The organism is Desulfuromonas sp. CSMB_57 (genome assembly GCF_020194955.2).
Taxonomy (GTDB): Bacteria; Desulfobacterota; Desulfuromonadia; order Desulfuromonadales; family Syntrophotaleaceae; genus JAFCIY02.
On the sequence record NZ_JAFCIY020000037.1, the window covers coordinates 1 to 19,822 of the forward strand.

General features: G+C 62.0%; 17 protein-coding genes. 13 read left to right on the forward strand and 4 right to left on the reverse strand.

The annotated features are described in order from the left end of the window. The coding region (locus tag JQN68_RS10950; protein ID WP_249621188.1) for a YifB family Mg chelatase-like AAA ATPase at positions 1-1,115 on the reverse strand (1,115 nt) is incomplete at its 3' end. 36 nt (positions 1,116-1,151) lie between these two features. Beyond that, positions 1,152-2,078 carry a thioredoxin-disulfide reductase gene (gene trxB / locus JQN68_RS10955; RefSeq protein ID WP_225073498.1) on the reverse strand — a complete coding sequence of 309 codons (927 nt, stop codon included), beginning with the start codon at positions 2,076-2,078 and terminating at the stop codon, positions 1,152-1,154. A 260-nt stretch (positions 2,079-2,338) separates the two neighbouring features. Here trxB and JQN68_RS10960 point away from each other — a divergent pair, with 260 nt between their 5' ends. Next, positions 2,339-2,761 carry a hypothetical protein gene (locus tag JQN68_RS10960; RefSeq protein WP_225073497.1) on the forward strand — a complete coding sequence of 141 codons (423 nt, stop codon included), beginning with the start codon at positions 2,339-2,341 and terminating at the stop codon, positions 2,759-2,761. Between the two features lie 14 nt (positions 2,762-2,775). Here the strand turns inward: JQN68_RS10960 and JQN68_RS10965 are convergent, their stop codons facing one another. Then, a complete protein-coding gene (locus JQN68_RS10965) occupies positions 2,776-3,594 on the reverse strand; it encodes a carbon-nitrogen family hydrolase (protein WP_225073496.1) in 819 nt (272 codons plus the stop codon). A 210-nt stretch (positions 3,595-3,804) separates the two neighbouring features. Between JQN68_RS10965 and nhaD the strand changes: the two genes are divergently transcribed. The 7 genes from nhaD (at position 3,805) to JQN68_RS11000 (ending at position 13,189) form a co-directional block, all read left to right on the forward strand. After that, positions 3,805-5,232 (forward strand): sodium:proton antiporter NhaD, encoded by a 1,428-nt coding sequence (nhaD, locus tag JQN68_RS10970; RefSeq protein WP_225073495.1) that lies wholly within the window; start codon positions 3,805-3,807, stop codon positions 5,230-5,232. Positions 5,233-5,397: 165 nt separating this feature from the next. Beyond that, positions 5,398-6,582, forward strand: coding sequence for a radical SAM family heme chaperone HemW (hemW, locus tag JQN68_RS10975; RefSeq protein WP_225073494.1), 1,185 nt, complete (start codon positions 5,398-5,400; stop codon positions 6,580-6,582). 156 nt (positions 6,583-6,738) lie between these two features. Continuing rightward, positions 6,739-7,779 carry a heat-inducible transcriptional repressor HrcA gene (gene hrcA, locus JQN68_RS10980; protein ID WP_225073493.1) on the forward strand — a complete coding sequence of 347 codons (1,041 nt, stop codon included), beginning with the start codon at positions 6,739-6,741 and terminating at the stop codon, positions 7,777-7,779. A gap of 12 nt (positions 7,780-7,791) precedes the next feature. Next, positions 7,792-8,376 carry a nucleotide exchange factor GrpE gene (gene grpE, locus JQN68_RS10985; protein WP_225073492.1) on the forward strand — a complete coding sequence of 195 codons (585 nt, stop codon included), beginning with the start codon at positions 7,792-7,794 and terminating at the stop codon, positions 8,374-8,376. Between the two features lie 63 nt (positions 8,377-8,439). Then, the gene (dnaK, locus tag JQN68_RS10990) at positions 8,440-10,338 is read left to right on the forward strand and encodes a molecular chaperone DnaK (RefSeq protein ID WP_225073491.1); all 1,899 of its coding nucleotides are present in this window, start codon (positions 8,440-8,442) and stop codon (positions 10,336-10,338) included. A 130-nt stretch (positions 10,339-10,468) separates the two neighbouring features. Further along, the gene (gene dnaJ, locus JQN68_RS10995; RefSeq protein WP_225073490.1) at positions 10,469-11,578 is read left to right on the forward strand and encodes a molecular chaperone DnaJ; all 1,110 of its coding nucleotides are present in this window, start codon (positions 10,469-10,471) and stop codon (positions 11,576-11,578) included. A gap of 72 nt (positions 11,579-11,650) precedes the next feature. Next, on the forward strand, positions 11,651-13,189 hold the full coding sequence (locus tag JQN68_RS11000; protein ID WP_225073489.1) for a penicillin-binding protein activator: 1,539 nt from the start codon (positions 11,651-11,653) through the stop codon (positions 13,187-13,189). Here JQN68_RS11000 and JQN68_RS11005 read toward each other — a convergent pair. Next, on the reverse strand, positions 13,179-14,150 hold the full coding sequence (locus JQN68_RS11005; protein WP_225073488.1) for a putative 2-dehydropantoate 2-reductase: 972 nt from the start codon (positions 14,148-14,150) through the stop codon (positions 13,179-13,181). The genes JQN68_RS11000 and JQN68_RS11005 overlap by 11 nt on opposite strands. A 229-nt stretch (positions 14,151-14,379) precedes the next feature. Between JQN68_RS11005 and JQN68_RS11010 the strand changes: the two genes are divergently transcribed. The 5 genes from JQN68_RS11010 (at position 14,380) to cysS (ending at position 19,533) form a co-directional block, all read left to right on the forward strand. Continuing rightward, entirely contained in the window at positions 14,380-14,865 is a 486-nt protein-coding gene (locus JQN68_RS11010; RefSeq protein ID WP_225073487.1) for a CarD family transcriptional regulator, read from the forward strand. A gap of 78 nt (positions 14,866-14,943) precedes the next feature. After that, complete coding sequence (gene ispD, locus JQN68_RS11015; RefSeq protein WP_225073486.1) at positions 14,944-15,645, forward strand: 2-C-methyl-D-erythritol 4-phosphate cytidylyltransferase; 702 nt, start codon at positions 14,944-14,946, stop codon at positions 15,643-15,645. Continuing rightward, entirely contained in the window at positions 15,645-16,142 is a 498-nt protein-coding gene (gene ispF, locus JQN68_RS11020) for a 2-C-methyl-D-erythritol 2,4-cyclodiphosphate synthase (protein WP_225073500.1), read from the forward strand. Before ispD ends, ispF begins: the two co-directional genes overlap by 1 nt. Positions 16,143-16,283: 141 nt before the next feature. Continuing rightward, positions 16,284-18,044: a glutamine--tRNA ligase/YqeY domain fusion protein gene (locus tag JQN68_RS11025; RefSeq protein WP_225073485.1), complete on the forward strand. Its 1,761-nt coding sequence runs from the start codon at positions 16,284-16,286 to the stop codon at positions 18,042-18,044. 43 nt (positions 18,045-18,087) lie between these two features. Continuing rightward, positions 18,088-19,533 carry a cysteine--tRNA ligase gene (cysS, locus tag JQN68_RS11030; protein WP_249621189.1) on the forward strand — a complete coding sequence of 482 codons (1,446 nt, stop codon included), beginning with the start codon at positions 18,088-18,090 and terminating at the stop codon, positions 19,531-19,533. The last annotated feature ends 289 nt before the right edge of the window (positions 19,534-19,822 follow it).

Consider the following 19,822-nt stretch of genomic DNA (forward strand, 5'->3'; position numbering starts at 1 on the left):
TGGATCATGATCGGCGTGCAGGAACATTGGTGCAGGGAGTCGCCGAGATAGCCGCAGGGACAGGGATTGGTGGCAGCCACCAGCATGAAACGGGCCGGATAGGTGAGAGTCGAAGCAGCCCGGCTGATGGTCACCTGGCCATCCTCCAGAGGTTGGCGCAGCATCTCCAGGACGTTTTTTCGGAATTCCAGCAACTCGTCGAGGAACAGCACCCCGTTGTGGGCCAGGGACACTTCTCCCGGCCTGGGCACTGGTCCGCCGCCGATGAGACCGGCATCGGAAATGGTGTGGTGGGGGCTGCGGAAGGGCCGACAGGCGACCAGCGCCTCGCGGCCCGGAAGCAGACCGACGATGGAATGGATCTTGGTGGTTTCCAGGGCTTCGTCGAAGCTCTGGGCGGCGAGGATGGAAGGCAGGCGCCGGGCCAGCATGGTCTTGCCGCTGCCCGGCGGCCCGATGAGCAGCAGGTTGTGATTGCCGGCGGCAGCCACCTCGAGAGCACGCTTGACATGCTCCTGGCCGCGCACCTCGGCGAAATCTGCTTCCGAAACGGCGGCCTGCTGGAAGATTTCGGCGACATCCACCCGGCAGGGAGACAGTTGTTGGGTGCCGTTGAGAAAATCCACCAACTGGCCCAGGTCGCCGATGCCGTAGACCGGCACGCCGTCCACCAGGGCCGCTTCGCAGGCGTTCTCCTCCGGCAGCACCAGCCCGGAAACCGGCCACTGCCGGGCCGCGGCCGCCAGAGGCAGGGCGCCGCGGATGGGCTTGATGCGGCCATCCAAGGACAACTCGCCGAGAAACACCAAGGGCGGTTCATGGCGCGGCTTGATGACCCCGGTGGCGGTGAGAATGCCCACCGCCATGGGCAGGTCGAAGGCGGCGCCGTCCTTCTTGATGTCGGCGGGCGCCAGATTGATGGTGATGCGCCGCACCGGGAACTCGTAGCCCGCGTTGCGGATAGCCGACTTGACCCGGTCCTTGCTTTCCTTGACCGCCCCCTCGGGCAGGCCGACGGTGGCGAATTGCGGCAGCCCCTGGCTGATGTCCACCTCGACCTCAACGGGATAGGCGTCGATGCCGAGCAGGGCGCCGGACAGAATCCTGGCTAGCATGGCTTCTCCTGGGCCGGCCGTTGCCGAAACAGCCGGTCAGTGCTCCAGCAGGTACTTTTCGGCGGCGATGGCTGCTACGGCGCCGTCCCCGACCGCCGTGGCTATCTGCTTGAGCAGTTTGCTGCGCACGTCCCCGGCGGCAAAGACTCCCGGCACCGTGGTACCACATTCGCCGTCGGTGACGATGTAACCTTCCTCGTTCAACGACAACAACTCGGCGAGAAAATGGGCCTTGGGAATCACGCCGATGGCAAAAAACACCCCTTCCGTCTCGATATGCCGGTGCTCGCCGGTCTTGCGGTTGCGAATCTCCACGGCCGTAACTCCGGAAGCGGTACCCAGCACCTGTTCCGGGGTGCTGTTCCAGATCACCTCGATCTTGTCGTGGGCGAACAGGCGTTCCTGGAGGATCTTGGTGGCCCGCAACTGGTCACGCCGGTGTACCAGATAAACCTTGGATGCGAAACGGGTCAGAAACAGGGCCTCTTCGGCAGCGGTATCGCCGCCCCCCACCACCACTACCGGCACGTTTTTAAAAAAGGCACCGTCACAGGTAGCGCAGTAGGAAACGCCGCGCCCGGCATATTGCTGTTCACCGGGAATACCGAGTTTGCGCGGTTCGGCGCCGGTGGTGACAATCACCGCCCGCGCCCGCAGCACCCGGCCGTCGACGGTCACTTCCTTCATCTCTCCCGCCACGTTCAGAGACTGGGCTTCGCCGTACAGAATTTCCAGACCGAATTCCTGGCAATGCTCATGAAAGCGAGCCACCAGTTCCGGCCCGTCGATGCCGCCGGGAAAACCGGGATAGTTTTCGATCTTGGTGGTGGTCATGACCTGGCCGCCGACCATCATCCGCTCCACCAACAGGGTTTTGAGGGCCGCCCGCGACGAATACAGCCCGGCTGTCAGGCCGGCCGGGCCACCACCGAGGATAATCACATCATAGTCCATGCTGTCCATTTGCCTGCTCCTGTGTCCATCATTAGGCATATCTTATAACATGCCTTAAGAGAAAAGGGAACCGTCTTGCGTTGTTCGTCTCTTGCCGATACTATAGTCTTGATTTTTATGGTTTCTCGTCGGCCCCATGCCGAACATGCGTCGCCTCTGGGGACCACCGAAGGGGCCCAGGCGAGCGTGGTCGCATAAGTTGCCGATAATCGGTTACCACCGTCGATGCCTGGGTTGTTTCACGACCATCCAAGGGAGGAGGCCACGTCATGGCGCGCAGAAAAACCCGCTCCCCCCGCCGTAGAAGCCTTGTCGGCAAAGTGTTCCGGGGATTATTCTGGACCATCGTCTTCATCGCTTTGCTGCTGGCCGGCGACCGGGCCTTGATGCGCTGGCAACCCCAAAACCCGGTGCTGGCCGAACTGCAGGGTGGCTACCGGGAATTCCGGCAAAGCCTCCTCGGCCTGCTGCACCAGACCGTAGCGCCCCCCGCTCCGCCGGAGCGTAGCCAGAAACCGGCGCCGCCCCGGCGTCAAGAGGGTAAACCGGGCCTGCCGAACAAGGCCGAAGCTGCCCCCCGGCGTGCGCAACGTTATCTCTATGTCGATCAGCAAGGCGAGTTGCAGTTTGCCGATCGTCTGGAAGATATCCCGGCATCCCTGCGCAGCAGCGCCCAACCCCTTGAAGGCTGAGCCGCCGGCCCCACCTACCGAGGCTCCAAATCGCCGTAGATGTCGGGACGGCGATGCTGCAGGGCGGGAATTTGCGCGCGGTATTCCACCACCTCGGCCGAGCGGATGTCCGCCAGCGCTGCGCCGGGGGCGTCATCGGCTTCCACCAGCACCTCCCCCCGCGGCGCAATGATCAGGCTGCCGCCGAAAAATTCCAGGCGCCCCTGTCGGCCGCAGCAGTTGGCGGCCAGCACAAACACCTGATTCTCGATGGCCCGGGCCCGCAGCAGAGTCCGCCAATGTTCCTGCCGGGGATGGGGCCATTCCGCCGGCAGGCAGACCAGTTCGGCACCGGCCAGGGCCAACCGCCGGAACAACTCCGGAAAACGCAGGTCATAGCAGATGGCGAGACCGATGCGGCCCAGGGAGGTATCCAACACCACCGTCCGGTCGCCGGCCGCCAGATGCTGGTCCTCGCCCATGGGCGAAAACAGGTGCAGTTTCCGGTAACTGCCGCGCAGTTGGCCATTGTCGATCACATAGGCGGTATTGTAGATGGCGGCACCGCAGGCTTCCGGAAGACTGCCGACGATGACCAGCTGCCGTGCCGCCGACAGGTTCTGCAGATACCGCAGCACCTCCGGAGTCCGCCCGGCGCATTGCGGCAGGTGCCGGTAATCATAACCGCAACTCCACATCTCCGGCAATACGGCCAGCCGAACACCGTCCTCCGCGGCCCGCATGAGAGCCGTCTCAACCTGGTGCAGGTTGGCGTCGATGTCGCCGAAGATAATTTCGATCTGGATACACGCGGCGCGGAATATCGCCGCTGGAAAAGGTTCTGTTCCCTGCACTGAACGCTCCAAAAATAATTTATATTTCAAATAGTTAGAAACAGAAAAGAGACCGCTTGACTCCGTTCGCCAACTGCGCGATCATCCCCGTCCGAACTGGCCCTGATGCCGCTGCCCCCCCCAGCGCACCTCTCTGCCAGCCCGGACACGGCAGTCTTTGCCGGGCCCGCCTCTCTTACAATGCTTCATTTTCAGAGAAAGGGTCCTCCCATGGCAAGCGCATTCTTCGCAACGGTATCCTTATTGACCTTTCTGCTGGTTGCGGCACCGGCCAACGCCTATGAAGCCGGCGCCACCCTGCCAGACCTGACCGGCAGTCCCTTCGGCTTCGCCGGACTGGTCCTTTTCGCCGGCGCCTACCTGCTCGTCATCCTCGAAGAGAAACTGCATCTGCGCAAAAGCAAACCGGTGATTGTCGCTGCCGGTCTGATCTGGATTCTTATCGCCATCGCTTACCGGCCCTTGGGTCAGGCCGAACTGGCGCACCGGGCGATTCTCGCCAATCTGACCGAATACGGCGAGTTGTTCCTGTTCCTGCTGTCCGCCATGACCTATATCAATGCCATGGAAGAGCGCAATGTCTTCCAGGCCCTGCGTTCCTGGCTCATGTGTCGGGGGTTTTCCCTGCGCGCCGTCTTCTGGTTGACAGGCCTGCTGTCCTTTTTCATCTCGGCGGTGGCGGACAACCTGACCACGGCCCTGCTCATGGGCACCGTGGTGCTGACCGTCGGCGGCCGCAACCGCAAGTTCGTGGTCCCGGCCTGTATCAATATTGTGGTGGCGGCCAATGCCGGGGGCGCCTTCTGCCCCTTCGGAGACATCACCACCTTGATGGTCTGGCAGCGCGGCGTGCTGCACTTCTTTCAGTTTTTCCACCTTTTCCTGCCCTCCCTGGTCAACTGGCTGCTGCCGGCCATTTTCATGAGCCTCGCCATTCCCAAGGACCGCGCCGGCAGCGCCTGCGAGGTGGTGGCCATGAAACTCGGCGCCCGGCGCATCATGGCCCTGTTTCTGCTGACCATTGCCACCGCGGTCGGCTTTCACAACTTTTTGGAACTGCCGCCCGCCGTCGGCATGATGTTGGGCCTGGGCTACCTGTCCTTTTTCGGCTACTACCTGAAACGCAAGGAAAACCGGGATTACGCCGGCGGCCCCCTGGACGAAACGGGCACCAACGGGCGACCCGGATTCGATCTGTTTCGCAAAATCGCCCGGGCCGAATGGGATACCCTGCTGTTCTTTTACGGCGTTATCCTCTGTGTCGGCGGACTCGGCCAACTCGGCTATCTTGCCCTGGCTTCCAATTTCCTTTACCAAGACCTTGGCCCCACGGCCGCCAATATTCTGATCGGCCTCCTCTCGGCCATCGTTGACAATATCCCGGTCATGTATGCCGTGCTGACCATGCAGCCGCCCATGTCGGAAGGTCAATGGCTGCTGGTGACCCTGACCGCGGGGGTTGGCGGCAGTCTGCTGTCCATCGGCTCCGCCGCCGGGGTCGCCCTCATGGGCAGCGGCCGTGGCGTCTATACCTTCAGCAGCCATTTGCGCTGGACCTGGGCCGTGGCCCTGGGCTACGCAGCCGCCATCCTGATGCACCTGATGTTGAATGCCTCGCTGTTCAACCACCTGCCCTAAGTTCCCCGTCCGGCATGGCCCTGGACCCGCAGCAGCGGGTCCAGGGCCATGTTGTCCTTGACTCCGACTTGCCGGCCGGGCGATCATGCTCTCAAGCATGTCACCGGGCGGCGCAACCCGGCCACGGTAACCACGTCGCCCTGAACAGGAAAGCCCGTTCCCACCATGTCACCAGCCACCGGCCCTCGATTGGAATACCCCGACCTGCGACACCCCGGCGCAGGGCTGTATGTGCATGTTCCCTTCTGCCGGTGCAAATGCCCGTATTGCGATTTTTTCTCCCTCTCGGCAACTCCGGAAGGGCTCCATGAATATCCCGCCCTGGTCATCCGCCAACTGGAACTGGCGCAAACCAACGGCGACTGGGCTGGGCCCCTGGCCAGCGTATTCTTGGGCGGCGGCACTCCCTCCCTGCTGCCGCCGGCCGCGGTCGGCGGCCTGCTGGATGCCGCGGAACGCCGATTCGGCTTTTGCGAGGGCGCCGAAATTTCCCTGGAAGCCAACCCGGGCACGGTCACGGAAGCGAGCCTGATGGGCTACCGGGCAGCCGGAGTCAATCGGCTGTCCATTGGCGTGCAATCCCTGAGCCCAACCAATCTGGCCATGCTGGGCCGCATCCACAGTGCCGAGGAAGCCGTTCAGGCCTTCCACTGGTCCCGTCGCGCCGGCTTTGCCTCCGTATCCGGCGATGTCATTTTCGCCCTGCCCGGCCAGAATGCGGCGGCGGCGTTGGCGGATGTCGACCAGCTACTCCAGTTAGGGCCGGAGCATCTTTCCTGCTACGGCCTGGCCCTGGAACCGGGCACCGCGCTGCAGCATGCCGTCGCCAGCGGGCAACTCGCCCTGCCCGACGAAAACAGCTATGCCGACATGTACCTGGCCCTGCATGAACGTCTGGACGCAGCCGGCTTCGAGCATTACGAAATTTCCAACTATGCCCGCCCCGGCCACGCCTGCCGGCACAATCTCAACACCTGGCAACGGGGCAGCTACTTGGGACTTGGGCCGGGTGCCCACTCCTTTCTGGCTCGCGACTGGGGAATCCGCTTCGCGGTCCCCGGGGACTGGCCCCGTTACCGGCGTCGTCTGGCAGCCGGGCAGGATCCCGCCGAAACCCTGGAAATTCTGGATCGCAGCGGGGCCATGGCGGAAACCCTCTACTTGGGGCTGCGCTGTGCCGCCGGGGTGGACGAGAATCAGTTTCGGAAGCGTTTCGGCCAGAGCCTGGCGGAAGCTTTTCCCACAGCCTGGCAGAAAACCGGATCTCGTCTGCATCGCTGTCGGGACCATTGGTCCCTGTCGCCCTCCGACTGGCTGATTTTCGATACCCTGATCAGCGCTTTTCTGTAAGCGCCGGACCCTTCCGGAAGCCGCCGAAAACGGCCGGTTTGCCCTTGACAAAGGCAGGGTCCGTTGTTATTTTGTGACCCGTTAGCACTCCCTTTGCAAGAGTGCTAACGGCAATAAAACTTGGGTTTCGCGCACTTGGAATGGATGAGGACCCGGATGAACGAAGGCCTGAATGAACGCAGCCGCCAGATCCTCGAGGCCATCATCGAAGACTATATCCATACCGGGGAGCCGGTTGGTTCGCGCGCCATCACCCGGCGCCACGACATCGGTCTGTCGCCGGCGTCGGTGCGAAATGTCATGGCCGATCTGGAGGAACTGGGCTACCTGGCTTCGCCCCACACCTCCGCCGGCCGGATCCCGACGGAAAAGGGCTACCGCTTCTATCTCAACTGCCTGCTGCAGGTGCGGGAACTGTCCCGCCAGGAACGCCTCTGGATTCGGCAGCATTACCAGCGGCGGGGTCTGCAGATGGAAGAACTGCTGCGTGAGGCCGGACGCATCCTTTCCACCACCTCCAGCTATACCGGCATTGTCATGGTACCCAAACTGGAGTCATCGGTGTTCCGGCGCATGGAATTCATCAGCCTGGCGCCGCGCCGCATCATGGTGGTGTTCATCAGCCAGTCAGGCATGGTGGAGCACCGTCTGATCGAGACGGACATGCCCATCACCGAAGGGGAATTACAGGAGGCCGCCAACTACCTCAATGCCACCTTCAGCGGCCTTGGCATCCAGGACATCAAGCAACGCATTGTCATCGAGATGGCCCGGGAAAAGGCTCTCTACGACGATCTGCTGCGCCGCGCCATCCTGCTTTCGAGCAAGGTACTGGAAGACGATCTGGGCGGCCAGGTATTTATCGAAGGTACCGCCAACATTCTTGAACAGCCGGAATTTTCCGACATCAACCGCATGAAACGGCTGTTGCGGGCCTTCGAGCAGAAGAGCCTGCTGGTGGAACTGCTGCACCAGACCCAACAGGTCGAAGGAGTGCAGATTTTCATCGGCAGCCCGAGCGAATACAGCGAAATCGAGGGATGCAGCCTGGTCACGGCATCCTATAGCAGCCGCCGGGGCACTGTCGGCACCCTGGGCATCATCGGTCCGACCCGCATGCCCTACGCCATGGTGATTCCCCTGGTCAGCTATACGGCCAGCCTGGTCGGCAGCATCCTCGACAACGAAGCCGAATAGGAGAACAGCAAGGTGTCTGAAGACAACAACAAGGCTACAGAGCAAACCGGCACCCAGAAAACCGAGGAACAGCCGGCGTCCGATGCGATCTGTGAGGGACTGCCCTTGTCCCTGGAGGATGAGCTTGCGGCGAGCCGTGCCGAAGCGGAAAAAAACTGGGATCTCTACCTTCGTCAGCGTGCCGAACTGGAAAACTTCCGCAAACGCAGCCAGCGCGAAAAGGAAGACCTGGCGCGCTTTGCCAACGAAAACCTGCTGCGGGACCTGCTGCCCGTGCTGGACAATCTCGAAAGAGCCTTGGACCACGCCCGCAAGGAAGGCGAAACCGGCAAGGGCCTGCTGGAAGGGGTTGAAATGACCCTGAGCCAGTTTCAGAAGCTGCTGGAAAAATTCGGCGTCAGCGCGGTGGATGCCATGGGCGAACCGTTCAATCCGGCCTGGCATGAAGCCATGGGGCAGTTGGAAAGTACCGAGCATGCCCCCAACACCGTAATCCAGGAAATGCAAAAGGGCTATGTGCTGAACGAGCGACTGCTGCGCCCGGCCCTGGTCCTCGTTGCCAAAGCGCCACCCGTCAACCAGCCGAATGCCGAGTAGCGTCCCCTGCTGCCCGGACATCGGCCGTCGACCTACATACTTTCATTGAGGGAGGATATAAAAATGGGAAAAGTTATCGGCATAGACCTCGGCACAACCAACTCCTGCGTTGCCGTCATGGAAGGCGGCGAACCGATTGTCATCGCCAACGCCGAGGGCTCGCGTACCACGCCGTCCATGGTCGCCATCACCGAAAGCGGTGAGCGCCTGGTAGGACAGCAAGCCAAGCGTCAGGCGGTCACCAATCCGGAAAACACCCTGTTTGCCATCAAGCGCCTCATCGGCCGCAAGTACGACACCGACGCCGTGAAGCGGGACATCCAGATCAGTCCCTTCAGCATCATCAAGGCCGACAATGGCGATGCCTGGGTCGAGGTACGCGGCAAGAAATACAGCCCGCCGGAGATTTCGGCCATGGTGCTGCAGAAGATGAAACAGACCGCCGAGGATTACCTGGGCGAGCCCGTTACCGATGCCGTCATCACCGTGCCGGCCTACTTCAACGACTCCCAGCGCCAGGCCACCAAGGATGCCGGCAAGATCGCCGGACTCAATGTTTTGCGCATCATCAACGAGCCCACCGCCGCCTCCCTCGCTTACGGACTGGACAAGAAGAAGGAAGAAAAGATTGCCGTTTTCGACCTCGGCGGCGGCACCTTCGACATCTCCATCCTGGAGTTGGGCGACGGCGTGTTCGAAGTTAAATCCACCAACGGCGACACCTTCCTTGGCGGCGAAGACTTCGACCAGCACATCATCGATTACGTGGCCGATGAATTCAAAAAGGACCAGGGCATCGATCTGCGCAGTGACAAAATGGCTCTGCAGCGCCTCAAGGAAGGCTGTGAAAAGGCCAAGTGCGAGCTGTCGACCTCCATGGAGACCGACATCAACCTGCCCTTCATCACCGCCGACCAGTCCGGGCCCAAGCATCTCAACATCCGCCTGACCCGCTCCAAACTGGAAAGCATCTGCGCCGGACTGCTGGCGCGCCTGGTGGAACCCTGCCGCATCGCCCTGAAGGACGCCGGGCTGTCGGCCTCGGAAATCGACGAAGTGCTGCTGGTCGGCGGCATGACCCGCATGCCCGCGGTCCAGGCCAAGGTCCAGGAAATTTTCGGCAAGGCGCCCAACAAGGGCGTCAATCCCGACGAAGTGGTGGCCATCGGCGCCGCCATTCAGGGCGGGGTACTCAAAGGCGAAGTCAAGGACGTCCTGCTGCTCGACGTCACCCCCCTCTCCCTGGGCATCGAAACCCTGGGCGGGGTCATGACCAAGCTTATCGAGAAAAACACCACCATCCCCTGCAAAAAGAGCCAGATCTTCTCCACCGCGGCCGACAACCAGCCGGCGGTTTCGGTTCATGTCCTGCAGGGCGAACGTGAAATGGCCGCCGACAACAAGACCATCGGCCGTTTCGAACTGGTCGGCATTCCGCCGGCACCGCGCGGCGTGCCGCAGGTCGAGGTCACCTTCGACATCGACGCCAACGGCATTCTGCATGTCTCGGCCAAGGATCTGGGCACGGGCAAGGAGCAGTCCATCCGCATCACCGCCTCCTCCGGTCTGAACGAGGAGGAAATCCAGAAAATGGTCAAGGACGCCGAGGCCCATTCCGCCGAAGACAAGAAAAAGCGGGAGCTTATCGAGGCCCGCAACCAGGCCGACGGCCTGGCGTACTCGACGGAAAAATCCCTCAAGGAACACGGCGACAAGGTGGACGAGGCGACCCGCAACAATATCCAGCAGGCCCTTGACGCCCTGAAAAAAGCCATGGAAGACAGCGACGCCGAAGTCATCCGCAAAAAGTCCGAGGAACTGGCAACGGCCTCCCATAAACTGGCGGAAGCCATGTACCAGCAGACCCAGCCCGGCGAAGCGGGCGGCGAAGCTGCCGAATCCGCCGGCGAGCAGGACGTGGTGGATGCCGAATTCGAAGATGTAGACGAACCGAAAAGCTGATTTGCAGCAGCATTGTTCACAACGCCAACAGGAGTCGGGGATTGCCCCGACTCCTGTTGGCGTTCGGATTTCCGCCGCCGGACGCGCCGCGTCCGGCCTTTTCGGCCATTGATGGAGAAGGGTTGCAGGTTTGGAAAAGCGGGACTATTACGAAATTCTCGGGGTACATCGGAACGCCAGTGACACGGAGATAAAAAAGGCCTACCGGAAACTGGCCCTCCAGTTTCATCCCGACAAGAACGCCGGCGACAAGGAAGCGGAGGATCGCTTCAAGGAGATCTCGGAAGCCTATTCGGTGCTGTCCGATCCGCAGAAACGGGTCACCTATGACCAATACGGCCATGCCGGTCTCGGCAACGGCGGCGGTTTTTCCTCCGGCGGTTTCGGTGGCAGCCCCTTCGAGGATATTTTCGGCGATCTGTTCGGCGACATCTTCGGCGGCCGCGCCCGCAGTCGAGGACGGGGGCGGCGCGGCGACGACCTGCGTTACAACCTTTCCATCAAATTTGAAGAAGCGGCCTTCGGCCTGGAAACCAAAATCCAGATTCCGCGTTACGAAACCTGTGCGACCTGTCAGGGTTCCGGCGCCCGGCCGGGAACCTCGCCGCGGACCTGCCAGGTCTGTCACGGGGCCGGCCAGGTCCGCTACCAGCAGGGTTTTTTTTCCCTGACCCGCCCCTGTCCGGAATGTGGCGGGGAAGGCCAGGTCATCGATCAACCCTGCGATGACTGTCGCGGCAGCGGTCGGATTCGCGGCAAAAAAACCATCTCCCTGAAAATTCCGGCCGGAGTCGAAACCGGCAGCCGCCTGAAGCTGACCGGCGAAGGCGAGCCGGGTATTCAGGGCGGGCCTCCCGGCGATCTGTATGTGGTGCTGTCGGTGCAGGAGCATCCCCTGTTCCAACGCGAAGGTCAGGATGTCATCTGCGAAATCCCCATTTCCTTTCCCCAGGCCGCTCTCGGCTGCGAGTTGGAGGTTCCGACCCTGACGGAAAAAATCTCCATCAAAGTGCCGGCGGGAACCCAGTCCGGCAAGGTGGTCAGTCTTCCGGGTAAAGGCTTTCCCTCCCTGCAGGGCTACAATCGCGGTGATCAGCTGGTGGTTCTGCGGGTGGAAACGCCGACCCGCCTAACGGGCCGGCAGAAGGAACTGCTGGAGGAATTTGCCCGCGAGGGCGGCGAGGAGGTTCACCCCATGGGCAAAAGCTTCCTGGAAAAGGTACGGGAGTTGTTCGACTGACGCCACCGCATACCTGAACGGTGGAGGTTGGCGTTTTTTATGTCCATGTGAAAACAAGAGGGGAATTGTGCCGTGTTCAGAAACAGGATGATGGGACTGCTGATGCTGCTGACCCTGGCCTGCTGTCCGACTGCGGCAGCAGAGCCCTCCGCCTCGGACAGGACCGGAACCCGGCCCGGCGCCGAGGCCTGCGACAAGACCGGGGTGGCAAACCTGCAGCGGCTTTACCGGATCATCGGGGATCCCGGTTCGGGTGCAAACCCGGTTGAGTTGCGCCGGCAGGCGCAGACCCTGCTGGAAAGCTGCACCGACGACCAGTTACGCACCCTGGCCGACGCCCAACCCGGCGCTCCCCTGAGCCTGGATGCGGCCCTGCAGCTGGCCTGGCGTTCTTACGCCGCCGGCCGCCCCAGCGAAGCCCGGAGCCACCTGCAACCCGCCCCTCAAGCCTCCGCAGCGGCCCCTGCCGCGGCCGGCATGCCGGCAAAGCCACCACGGCAGCCGCAGCCGGCGGCGCCGGTTCCAGCCTACCGCAGTCGTGTCATCGGCGTGCTGCTGCCCCTGTCAGGTCGTTTCGCCCCCTTCGGCGCACAAGTTCGCAGGGGCATGGAACTGGCCGTCGCCGATCACAATCTGAGCCGCTCGCCGGTCACCCTGCTGTGGCGCGACACCAACGGCGACAGTGCCGTCACCGAACGCCTGATCGCCGAATTGGCCGCCAATCCTGACGTCGAGGCCGTTATCGGCCCCCTCACGGCGGCGACCGCCGGAGTTGCCGCCGACGCCGCCCAGCAGGCCGGCCTGCCGCTGCTTGCCCTCTCGCAGCGGGAACACCTGGCCGAAACCGGCTCCTGGATTTTCCGAAGCTCACTGACCAGCCGCCAGCAGGGTGAAAGCCTGGCCCGCTTTGCCCTGCAGCAGGGCATGCGTCGGTTTGCGATTCTCGCCCCCCAAAACCGCCTCGGCCAGGATCTGAGCGAGGCCTTTGCCGATGCAGTAAAAAAAGGCGGCGGTGAGCTGACCGGCCAGCAGCAATACCCGCCGGGAACCACCGATTATGGACCGCATCTCCAACAGTTGCTTGGGATCCCTCAGCTCTCGCCGGCGGGCCGCACTCCTGTGGAGGAACGACCCGTCATTCCGTTCCAGGCCCTGTTTATCCCCGAGAACGCCGACCGGATCGTGCAGTTGGCCCCGCAGTTGGCCTATTACGGCCTGAAAGATATCGCCCTGCTTGGCAGCATCGGCTGGTATGCGCCCGAACTGCCGGCAATGGCCGGCAACTCTGTCGAAGGCGCGGTAGTGACAAGCGGCTTCTTCCCCGAAAGCCCGAACCCGGCTGTGGTCGCATTCGTCAACCTATACCGGCAGCGCTACGGCCAGTCCCCAACCTTGCTGGAAGCCCAGGGCTACGATGCCGCCGGCTTGCTGCTATCGGCGCTGGAAACTCAGCCGCCAGGCGATCGAGCCGCCCTGCGCCTGGCCCTAAGCCGGATGGAAGGACACGCAGGAGCCACCGGCACGACCCGCTTTGACGCGCAGGGCGAGGCCCTTCGCGACCTGTTTCTACTGCAGATTCGGGACGGCCGTTTCGTTCAGATTAATGAGTAGAGGGGGTTCCTGTTTCGGCCAGTAGGCCGTCAGCCCTTGCCCCGCCTTTGGCAGACTCGCCCAAGTCCAGCAGGGCCCGCAAAAGGCTGACGCGCGGCATCGTCACCCCCCGTTCCGCCGCCTTTAACAGGGGAACGCCGTAAATGGCCTCCAGTTCCAGGGGGCGGCCCTCCAACCGGTCGAGCATCATGCTGGGGCGATAATGGTCCATCTTTTCGGTGGCCTGGATCATCTTTTCGATAAACGCTTCGCCGCCGATGGGTTCGCTCAATCCCTGGGCATTGCCGCCGGCAATGACCTCGCGCATCAGGGCTGCGACCTCCTCGCGGCTCGGTGAATGCTGCAGCAATTCGGTGACGTCCTTGCCGGTCAAGGCGCAGAGGCCGTTGAAGGGCACGTTCCAGACCAGTTTTTCCCATCGCGCCTTGCGCAAATCCGCAACCGCGCTGCAGGGCACCCCCGCCTGCTGAAACAGGGCCGCCAGTCGTACGGCCCGCTCCAAACGCCCGCCGGCGAATTCGCCGAGGGAGATTCGGCCTTCACCGAGATGATGCACCACGCCCGGTTCGCCGCGGTTGCAGCATAAAAAGGCGATGCCGCCCAGAATCCGCTCCGGCCCGAAAGCGGCGGCCAGCAATTCTTCATTGCCGAGGCCGTTCTGCAGGGTTAGAATGGCGGTGTGCCGCCCGACCAGGGGCTGCACCAACTCGACCAGACGATGATTGGCAAAGGTCTTCAGGCCGACCAGCACCAGGTCCACTGTCCCCATTTCCTGCGCTTGCCGGAAACCCTGCAGTATCGGCAGGTGGAAGTCACCGTCGCTGGAATAGACCTGCAAGCCGTGCCGGGAGACGGCCTCATAGTCCCGCCGCAGCAGAAATTTCACATCCTCGCCGGCGCGCTGCAATTTGGCGCCATAGTAGAGTCCCAGGGCTCCAGCCCCAACCACTCCGATTTTCATATTGCTTTCCTTTCCCCCGGCACCTTTCGGTGCCGGCAACCAAAACCGAGCTCTGCGAACCGGTCCGACGCCTATATCACGAGAGGGAAATCCTACCACAAATTTCCGTCCTGCAGCCACCGCAAAGCTCGGGCCGCGCCTCATCCCGACGCATCCGGCATGGCTCGTCCCTTGACCTGAGGACCCGGATTATGTTAATTTAAGTCTTGCGTTCAAAAGGAGAATAGCGTTGTTTAAAATCGGAGACATGGCGGTTTATCCCGCCCAGGGCGTCGGTGTCATAGAGGCGATTGAGGTCAGGGAATTTGTGGGCGAAAAGCAGGATTTCTACGTGCTGCGCATCGTCGACAGCGACATGACCATCATGATCCCGGTGCACAACGCCAAAATGGTCGGCATGCGCTCGCTGATCGCCAAGGAACGCATTCCTTTCATCCTGAACATTTTTCAGGACAAACCCACGGGAAACCTTCATCTCGCCTCCTGGAGCCGCCGGCAGCGGGACTACAACGAAAAGATCCGCTCCGGTGATCTATGCGAAATTGCCCAGGTCCTGCGGGAGTTGTACTTGATCCGGGGTGAAAAGGAATTGTCCTACGGCGAAAAAAAGGTGCTGGAACTGGCCCGCAAGCTGGTCTTCAAAGAGCTGGCCCTGGCGGACGGCAAGGAAGAGGACCAGGTCGCCGAGCGGGTTGAAAGCTATTTCTTGCACTGACCGGGTCATCCGGACCAGCGACAGCAAGCCGGCGCCAGGCACTGCCTTGGCAGCCGGACCAACAGGATTCCAGTTGCCATGAGTGTTTTTGTGCTGATCCCCGCGGCCGGGATGGGACGCCGCATGGGTGCGGGCATCAACAAGCAGTACCTGCCCCTGCTCGATCGGCCCATCCTCGCCCATACCCTCGCCCTGTTCGACCGTCATCCGCGTATCGATCACATTTATGTGGTGTGTCCTGCCGACGAAATCGAACTGTGCCGGGCCGAGGTTCTGGAGCCTTATGGTTTCACCAAGGTGCGCGCCCTGGTGCCAGGCGGTGCCGAGCGGCAGGATTCGGTCCGCAACGGGCTGCAGGCCTGCCAGGCCAACTCTGACGATCTGATCCTGATTCATGACGGAGTGCGACCGCTGCTGGCGCCGGAACTCATCGACGAGGTCCTGGCCGCGGTGCAAAGCTGCGGCGCCTGTGTCGTCGGCGTGCCGGTCAAGGACACCATCAAGGAAGTCGAGGGCGGCCGCATTGCCAATACGCCGCAGCGCTCCCGGCTGTGGCAAGCCCAGACTCCCCAGGGGTTCCGCTACGGCCAGATTTGCGCTGCCCATCAACAGGCGGTGGCGGCCGGATTTCAGGGTTCGGACGATGCTTCGCTGCTCGAATGGCTGGGCCTGCCCGTGGCCATGCTGATGGGCAGCTATCGCAACATCAAAATCACCACGCCCGAGGATCTGATCCTGGCTCGGGCGTTTCTTGCAAGCAACGGAGAGACACTCGCATGATGCGCATCGGCCACGGATATGATGTCCACCAACTGGTTCCGGAACGCAAGCTGATCCTGGGGGGCGTCGACATTCCCCACACCCTCGGCCTGCTCGGCCATTCGGATGCCGATGTGCTGCTGCACGCCATCTGCGACGCCATCCTCGGGGCGCTGGGCGCCGGCGACATCGGCAAACACTTTCCCGACACCGACCCCGCCTATCGAGGTATTTCCAGCCTGAAACTGCTGCATGAGGTAATGGCCCTGGCCCGCAACGACGGCTTTCGCATCGCCAATCTCGACGCCACCATCATCGCCCAGCGCCCCAAACTGGCCTCCCACATTCGCGCCATGGTGGAAAATATCGCCGCGGCCTGCGAGGCCGAAGTGAGCCAGATTAACGTCAAGGCCACGACTACCGAACAACTCGGGTTCGAGGGCCGCGGTGAAGGCATTTCCGCCCATGCCGTGGTGCTGCTGCGACGCGCGCTGCCCGGAGAAGAAACCGGACTCTGACAAAGTTGAGGGATTTGGGGCCGCCGGACACCGGATTCCGGGTTGCTTTTCCGGGCAAAATTTGCGAACTTCACCGGCAGCAAGGCATGACGCTAGAGGCCATGCCCAGGCTCGCCTTCCAACATTCCAGCAAGAGGTTCCATGACCATGTCCAACGACAACCTGCAGGGCGGCTCCCTCCCAGAGCCCGCCGGTGAGGCCCCGGATGCCCTCGTTTCGGGCCTCCCGTCCAATTTCATTCGCGCCATCATCGATGAGGATCTCCGGACCCTGAAAAATGACGGTCGGGTGGTCACCCGCTTTCCCCCGGAACCCAACGGTTACCTGCATATCGGTCACGCCAAATCCATCTGTCTCAATTTCGGCCTGGCCCGCGATTATGCCGAGGCGCCGGGCGGCAGCCGCTGCCACCTGCGCTTCGACGACACCAATCCGGTCAAGGAAGAACAAGAGTACATCGATTCCATCAAGGAAAACGTGCGCTGGCTGGGTTTTGATTGGGGCGGTCACGAATATTATGCTTCCGACTATTTCGACCAGTTGTACGCCTGGGCGGTGCAGCTTATCGAGGCCGGCAATGCCTATGTGGACGATCTGTCGGCGGAGGAAATCCGAGCCTATCGGGGCACTTTGACGGAGCCGGGACGCAACAGCCCCTGGCGGGACCGTTCGGCAGCGGAGAACCTCGACCTGTTTCAGCGTATGAAGGCCGGCGAATTTCGCGACGGAGAGAAGGTTTTGCGGGCCAAAATCGACATGGCCTCGCCCAATCTCAACCTGCGCGATCCGGTCATGTACCGCATTCTGCACGCCGCCCATCATCGCACCGGCAACACGTGGTGCATCTACCCCATGTACGATTTCACCCACGGCCAGTCCGACTCCCTGGAGGGCATCACCCACTCCATCTGCACCCTGGAATTCGAGGATCATCGCCCCCTCTACGACTGGTTCATCGAACAGCTCGGCATTCATCACCCCCAGCAGATCGAATTTGCCCGCCTCAACATCAACTACACGGTGATGAGCAAGCGCAAGCTGCTGGAACTGGTCCACGGCGGTTATGTGGCGGGCTGGGACGATCCGCGCCTGCCGACTTTGGCCGGGCTGCGGCGGCGGGGCTTTACGCCGGCGGCCATCCGCACCTTCTGCGAACGTATCGGCGTCTCCAAGAAAAGCAGCTGTATCGATATGGGCTTCCTCGAATTCTGCGTGCGCGAGGACCTTGAGCGCAGCGCACCACGCGCCATGGCGGTACTCGACCCCCTGCGGGTGGTGATCACCAACTACCCTGACGATCTGGTGGAAGAATTCGAAGCGCCGAACCATCCCGCCGATGCCGCCATGGGCACGCGCCGGGTCCCCTTTTCCAAAGTCATCTATATTGAGCGCGAAGACTTCATGGAGGATCCGCCGAAGAAGTTCTTCCGCCTGGCGCCCGGCCGCGAGGTACGCCTGAAATACGCCTACCTGGTACGCTGCGATGAGGTGGTCCGGGATCCGGCCAGTGGGAAAATCGTCGAACTGCGCTGCAGTTACGACCCCGCCAGCCGCGGCGGCAGCGCCCCGGACGGACGCAAGGTGAAAGGCACCCTGCACTGGCTGTCGGCGCCCCATGCCCGTCCGGCGGAAATCCGTCTGTACGATCGTCTGTTCAGCGTACCCCAGCCGGACGGCCAGAAGGAAGTCGACTTCAAAACCCATCTGAACCCCGACTCCCTGCAGGTCCTGCAGAACTGCCTGGTGGAGCCCTCCCTGGCGCAGGCCGGTCCGGAAAGCCGCTTCCAGTTCGAACGCCAGGGCTATTTTTGCGCGGATCGTTTCGACTGCACCCCGGAGCGGCTGGTGTTCAACCGCACCGTCGGCCTGCGTGACTCCTGGGCCAAGGAAGACGGCAAGTAAGCCGCGGGAGGACGCCCCCATGAACCGAGGAGAGATTGCCCCTATGAGCCTGCGCGTCTACAACACCCTGAGCGGACGCAAGGAGGAATTCCAGCCCCTGCAGCCCGGCAAGGTCGGCATGTACATCTGCGGAGTCACCGTCTACGACTACTGCCACATCGGCCATGCCCGCGCCAACATCGTGTTCGACATCATCTATCGTTACCTGCGCTATCTCGGCTACGAGGTGAACTACGTACGCAACTACACGGATGTGGACGACAAGATCATCAAGCGCGCCAACGAGCGCGGCATCAGCAGCCGGGAACTGGCGGAAGAATTCATTCGCGCCTTCGACGAGGACATGGACAGCCTCGGCCTGCTGCCCCCGACTCGCCAACCCAAGGCCACGGAACATATCGACCAGGTCATCGGCCTGGTGCAGCGACTGGTGGATCGCGGCCTTGCCTATGCGGCCAACGGCGACGTCTACTTTGCCGTGGAGAAGTTTCCCGACTACCTGAAGCTGAGCAAACGCAACATGGACGAGATGCGCTCCGGCGCACGCATCGCCCCCGGGGAGCACAAGCGCAATCCCATGGACTTCGCCCTGTGGAAAGCCGCCAAGCCCGGCGAACCGTCCTGGGACAGCCCCTGGGGTCCGGGCCGGCCCGGCTGGCATATCGAGTGTTCGGCCATGAGCATGGCCTACCTGGGGGAGTCCTTCGACATCCACGGCGGCGGCAAGGATCTCGTATTCCCCCATCACGAAAACGAAATCGCCCAGAGCGAGGGGGCGACCTGCCAACCTTACGCCAAATACTGGCTGCACAATGGCTTCGTCAACGTCAACCAGGAGAAAATGAGCAAATCCCTGGGCAACTTTTTCACCATTCGCGACATCCTGCAGACCTACGATGCCGAGGTGCTGCGGTTCTTCATTCTCACCGCCCACTACCGCTCGCCCATCGATTTTTCCGATCAGAACCTGCAGGAAGCGCAAGTCGGCCTGAGCCGTTTCTACGAAGGTTTGCAGTCCGCCGCCGAGGCTCTGGACGCAAGCCCCGATAGTTCAGCCGAGTCCAAGGAAGGTGCCGACCTGGAAGCCCGTTTCCGGGAAGCCATGGACGACGATTTCAACACCGCCGCCGCCATCGGCCATCTGTTCGAGGGAGTGCGCACCATTAACCGGCTGGTGACGGAAAAGGGGTTCCGCAAGAGCCCGGACAAGATTGCCGCCGTGCGCGAATTGCGCGCCGCGCTGCTGCGTCTCGGCGATGTGCTCGGCCTGTTCGGCTCCGAACCGGCCGAGTGGCTGCAGCGGCTCAACCTGGCCCTGCTGAAAAACACCGGCCTGACGGAAGCGGATGTCCAACAGGCCATCGAAGAACGCCAGGCCGCCCGCCGCGACAAGGACTTCGCCCGCAGCGACCGAATTCGCGATGAACTGGCGGCCAAAGGGGTGCAGTTGCTGGATGGTCCTCAGGGCACCACCTGGAAGGTGCGCTAAGGCATACTCCTTTCCCATTGCTAAAACAGTTTGGGGCGGCCTTACGGGGCCGCCCCATTTTTGATCAATCCCCTCTGGCTTCTCCCCTAAAAATTTTCCAACCATGCAATAGCACAAATAAAACAAAATCATTAATATTGTTAATGTGCTCATGTTATGGTAGCTTGGCAAATCGAACCGTTGCCAGTTTGCTCTGCCATGGCCAGACCCTGAACCAGGATCAAGGAGACGACACCATGCCCAAATTTGCCGCTACCGTCGGCGACCATCACATCTGCCCCAAGGTCGA

What these genes read in the sequence shown, in the direction of transcription:
- nhaD (WP_225073495.1), top strand. Translation starts at nt 3,805, where the DNA reads ATGGCAAGCGCATTCTTCGCAACGGTATCCTTATTGACCTTTCTGCTG.
- dnaK (WP_225073491.1), top strand. Translation starts at nt 8,440, where the DNA reads ATGGGAAAAGTTATCGGCATAGACCTCGGCACAACCAACTCCTGCGTT.
- hemW (WP_225073494.1), top strand. Translation starts at nt 5,398, where the DNA reads ATGTCACCAGCCACCGGCCCTCGATTGGAATACCCCGACCTGCGACAC.
- JQN68_RS10960 (WP_225073497.1), top strand. Translation starts at nt 2,339, where the DNA reads ATGGCGCGCAGAAAAACCCGCTCCCCCCGCCGTAGAAGCCTTGTCGGC.
- trxB (WP_225073498.1), bottom strand. Translation starts at nt 2,078, where the DNA reads ATGGACAGCATGGACTATGATGTGATTATCCTCGGTGGTGGCCCGGCC.
- JQN68_RS11025 (WP_225073485.1), top strand. Translation starts at nt 16,284, where the DNA reads ATGACCATGTCCAACGACAACCTGCAGGGCGGCTCCCTCCCAGAGCCC.
- hrcA (WP_225073493.1), top strand. Translation starts at nt 6,739, where the DNA reads ATGAACGAAGGCCTGAATGAACGCAGCCGCCAGATCCTCGAGGCCATC.
- ispD (WP_225073486.1), top strand. Translation starts at nt 14,944, where the DNA reads ATGAGTGTTTTTGTGCTGATCCCCGCGGCCGGGATGGGACGCCGCATG.
- JQN68_RS11005 (WP_225073488.1), bottom strand. Translation starts at nt 14,150, where the DNA reads ATGAAAATCGGAGTGGTTGGGGCTGGAGCCCTGGGACTCTACTATGGC.
- ispF (WP_225073500.1), top strand. Translation starts at nt 15,645, where the DNA reads ATGCGCATCGGCCACGGATATGATGTCCACCAACTGGTTCCGGAACGC.
- cysS (WP_249621189.1), top strand. Translation starts at nt 18,088, where the DNA reads ATGAGCCTGCGCGTCTACAACACCCTGAGCGGACGCAAGGAGGAATTC.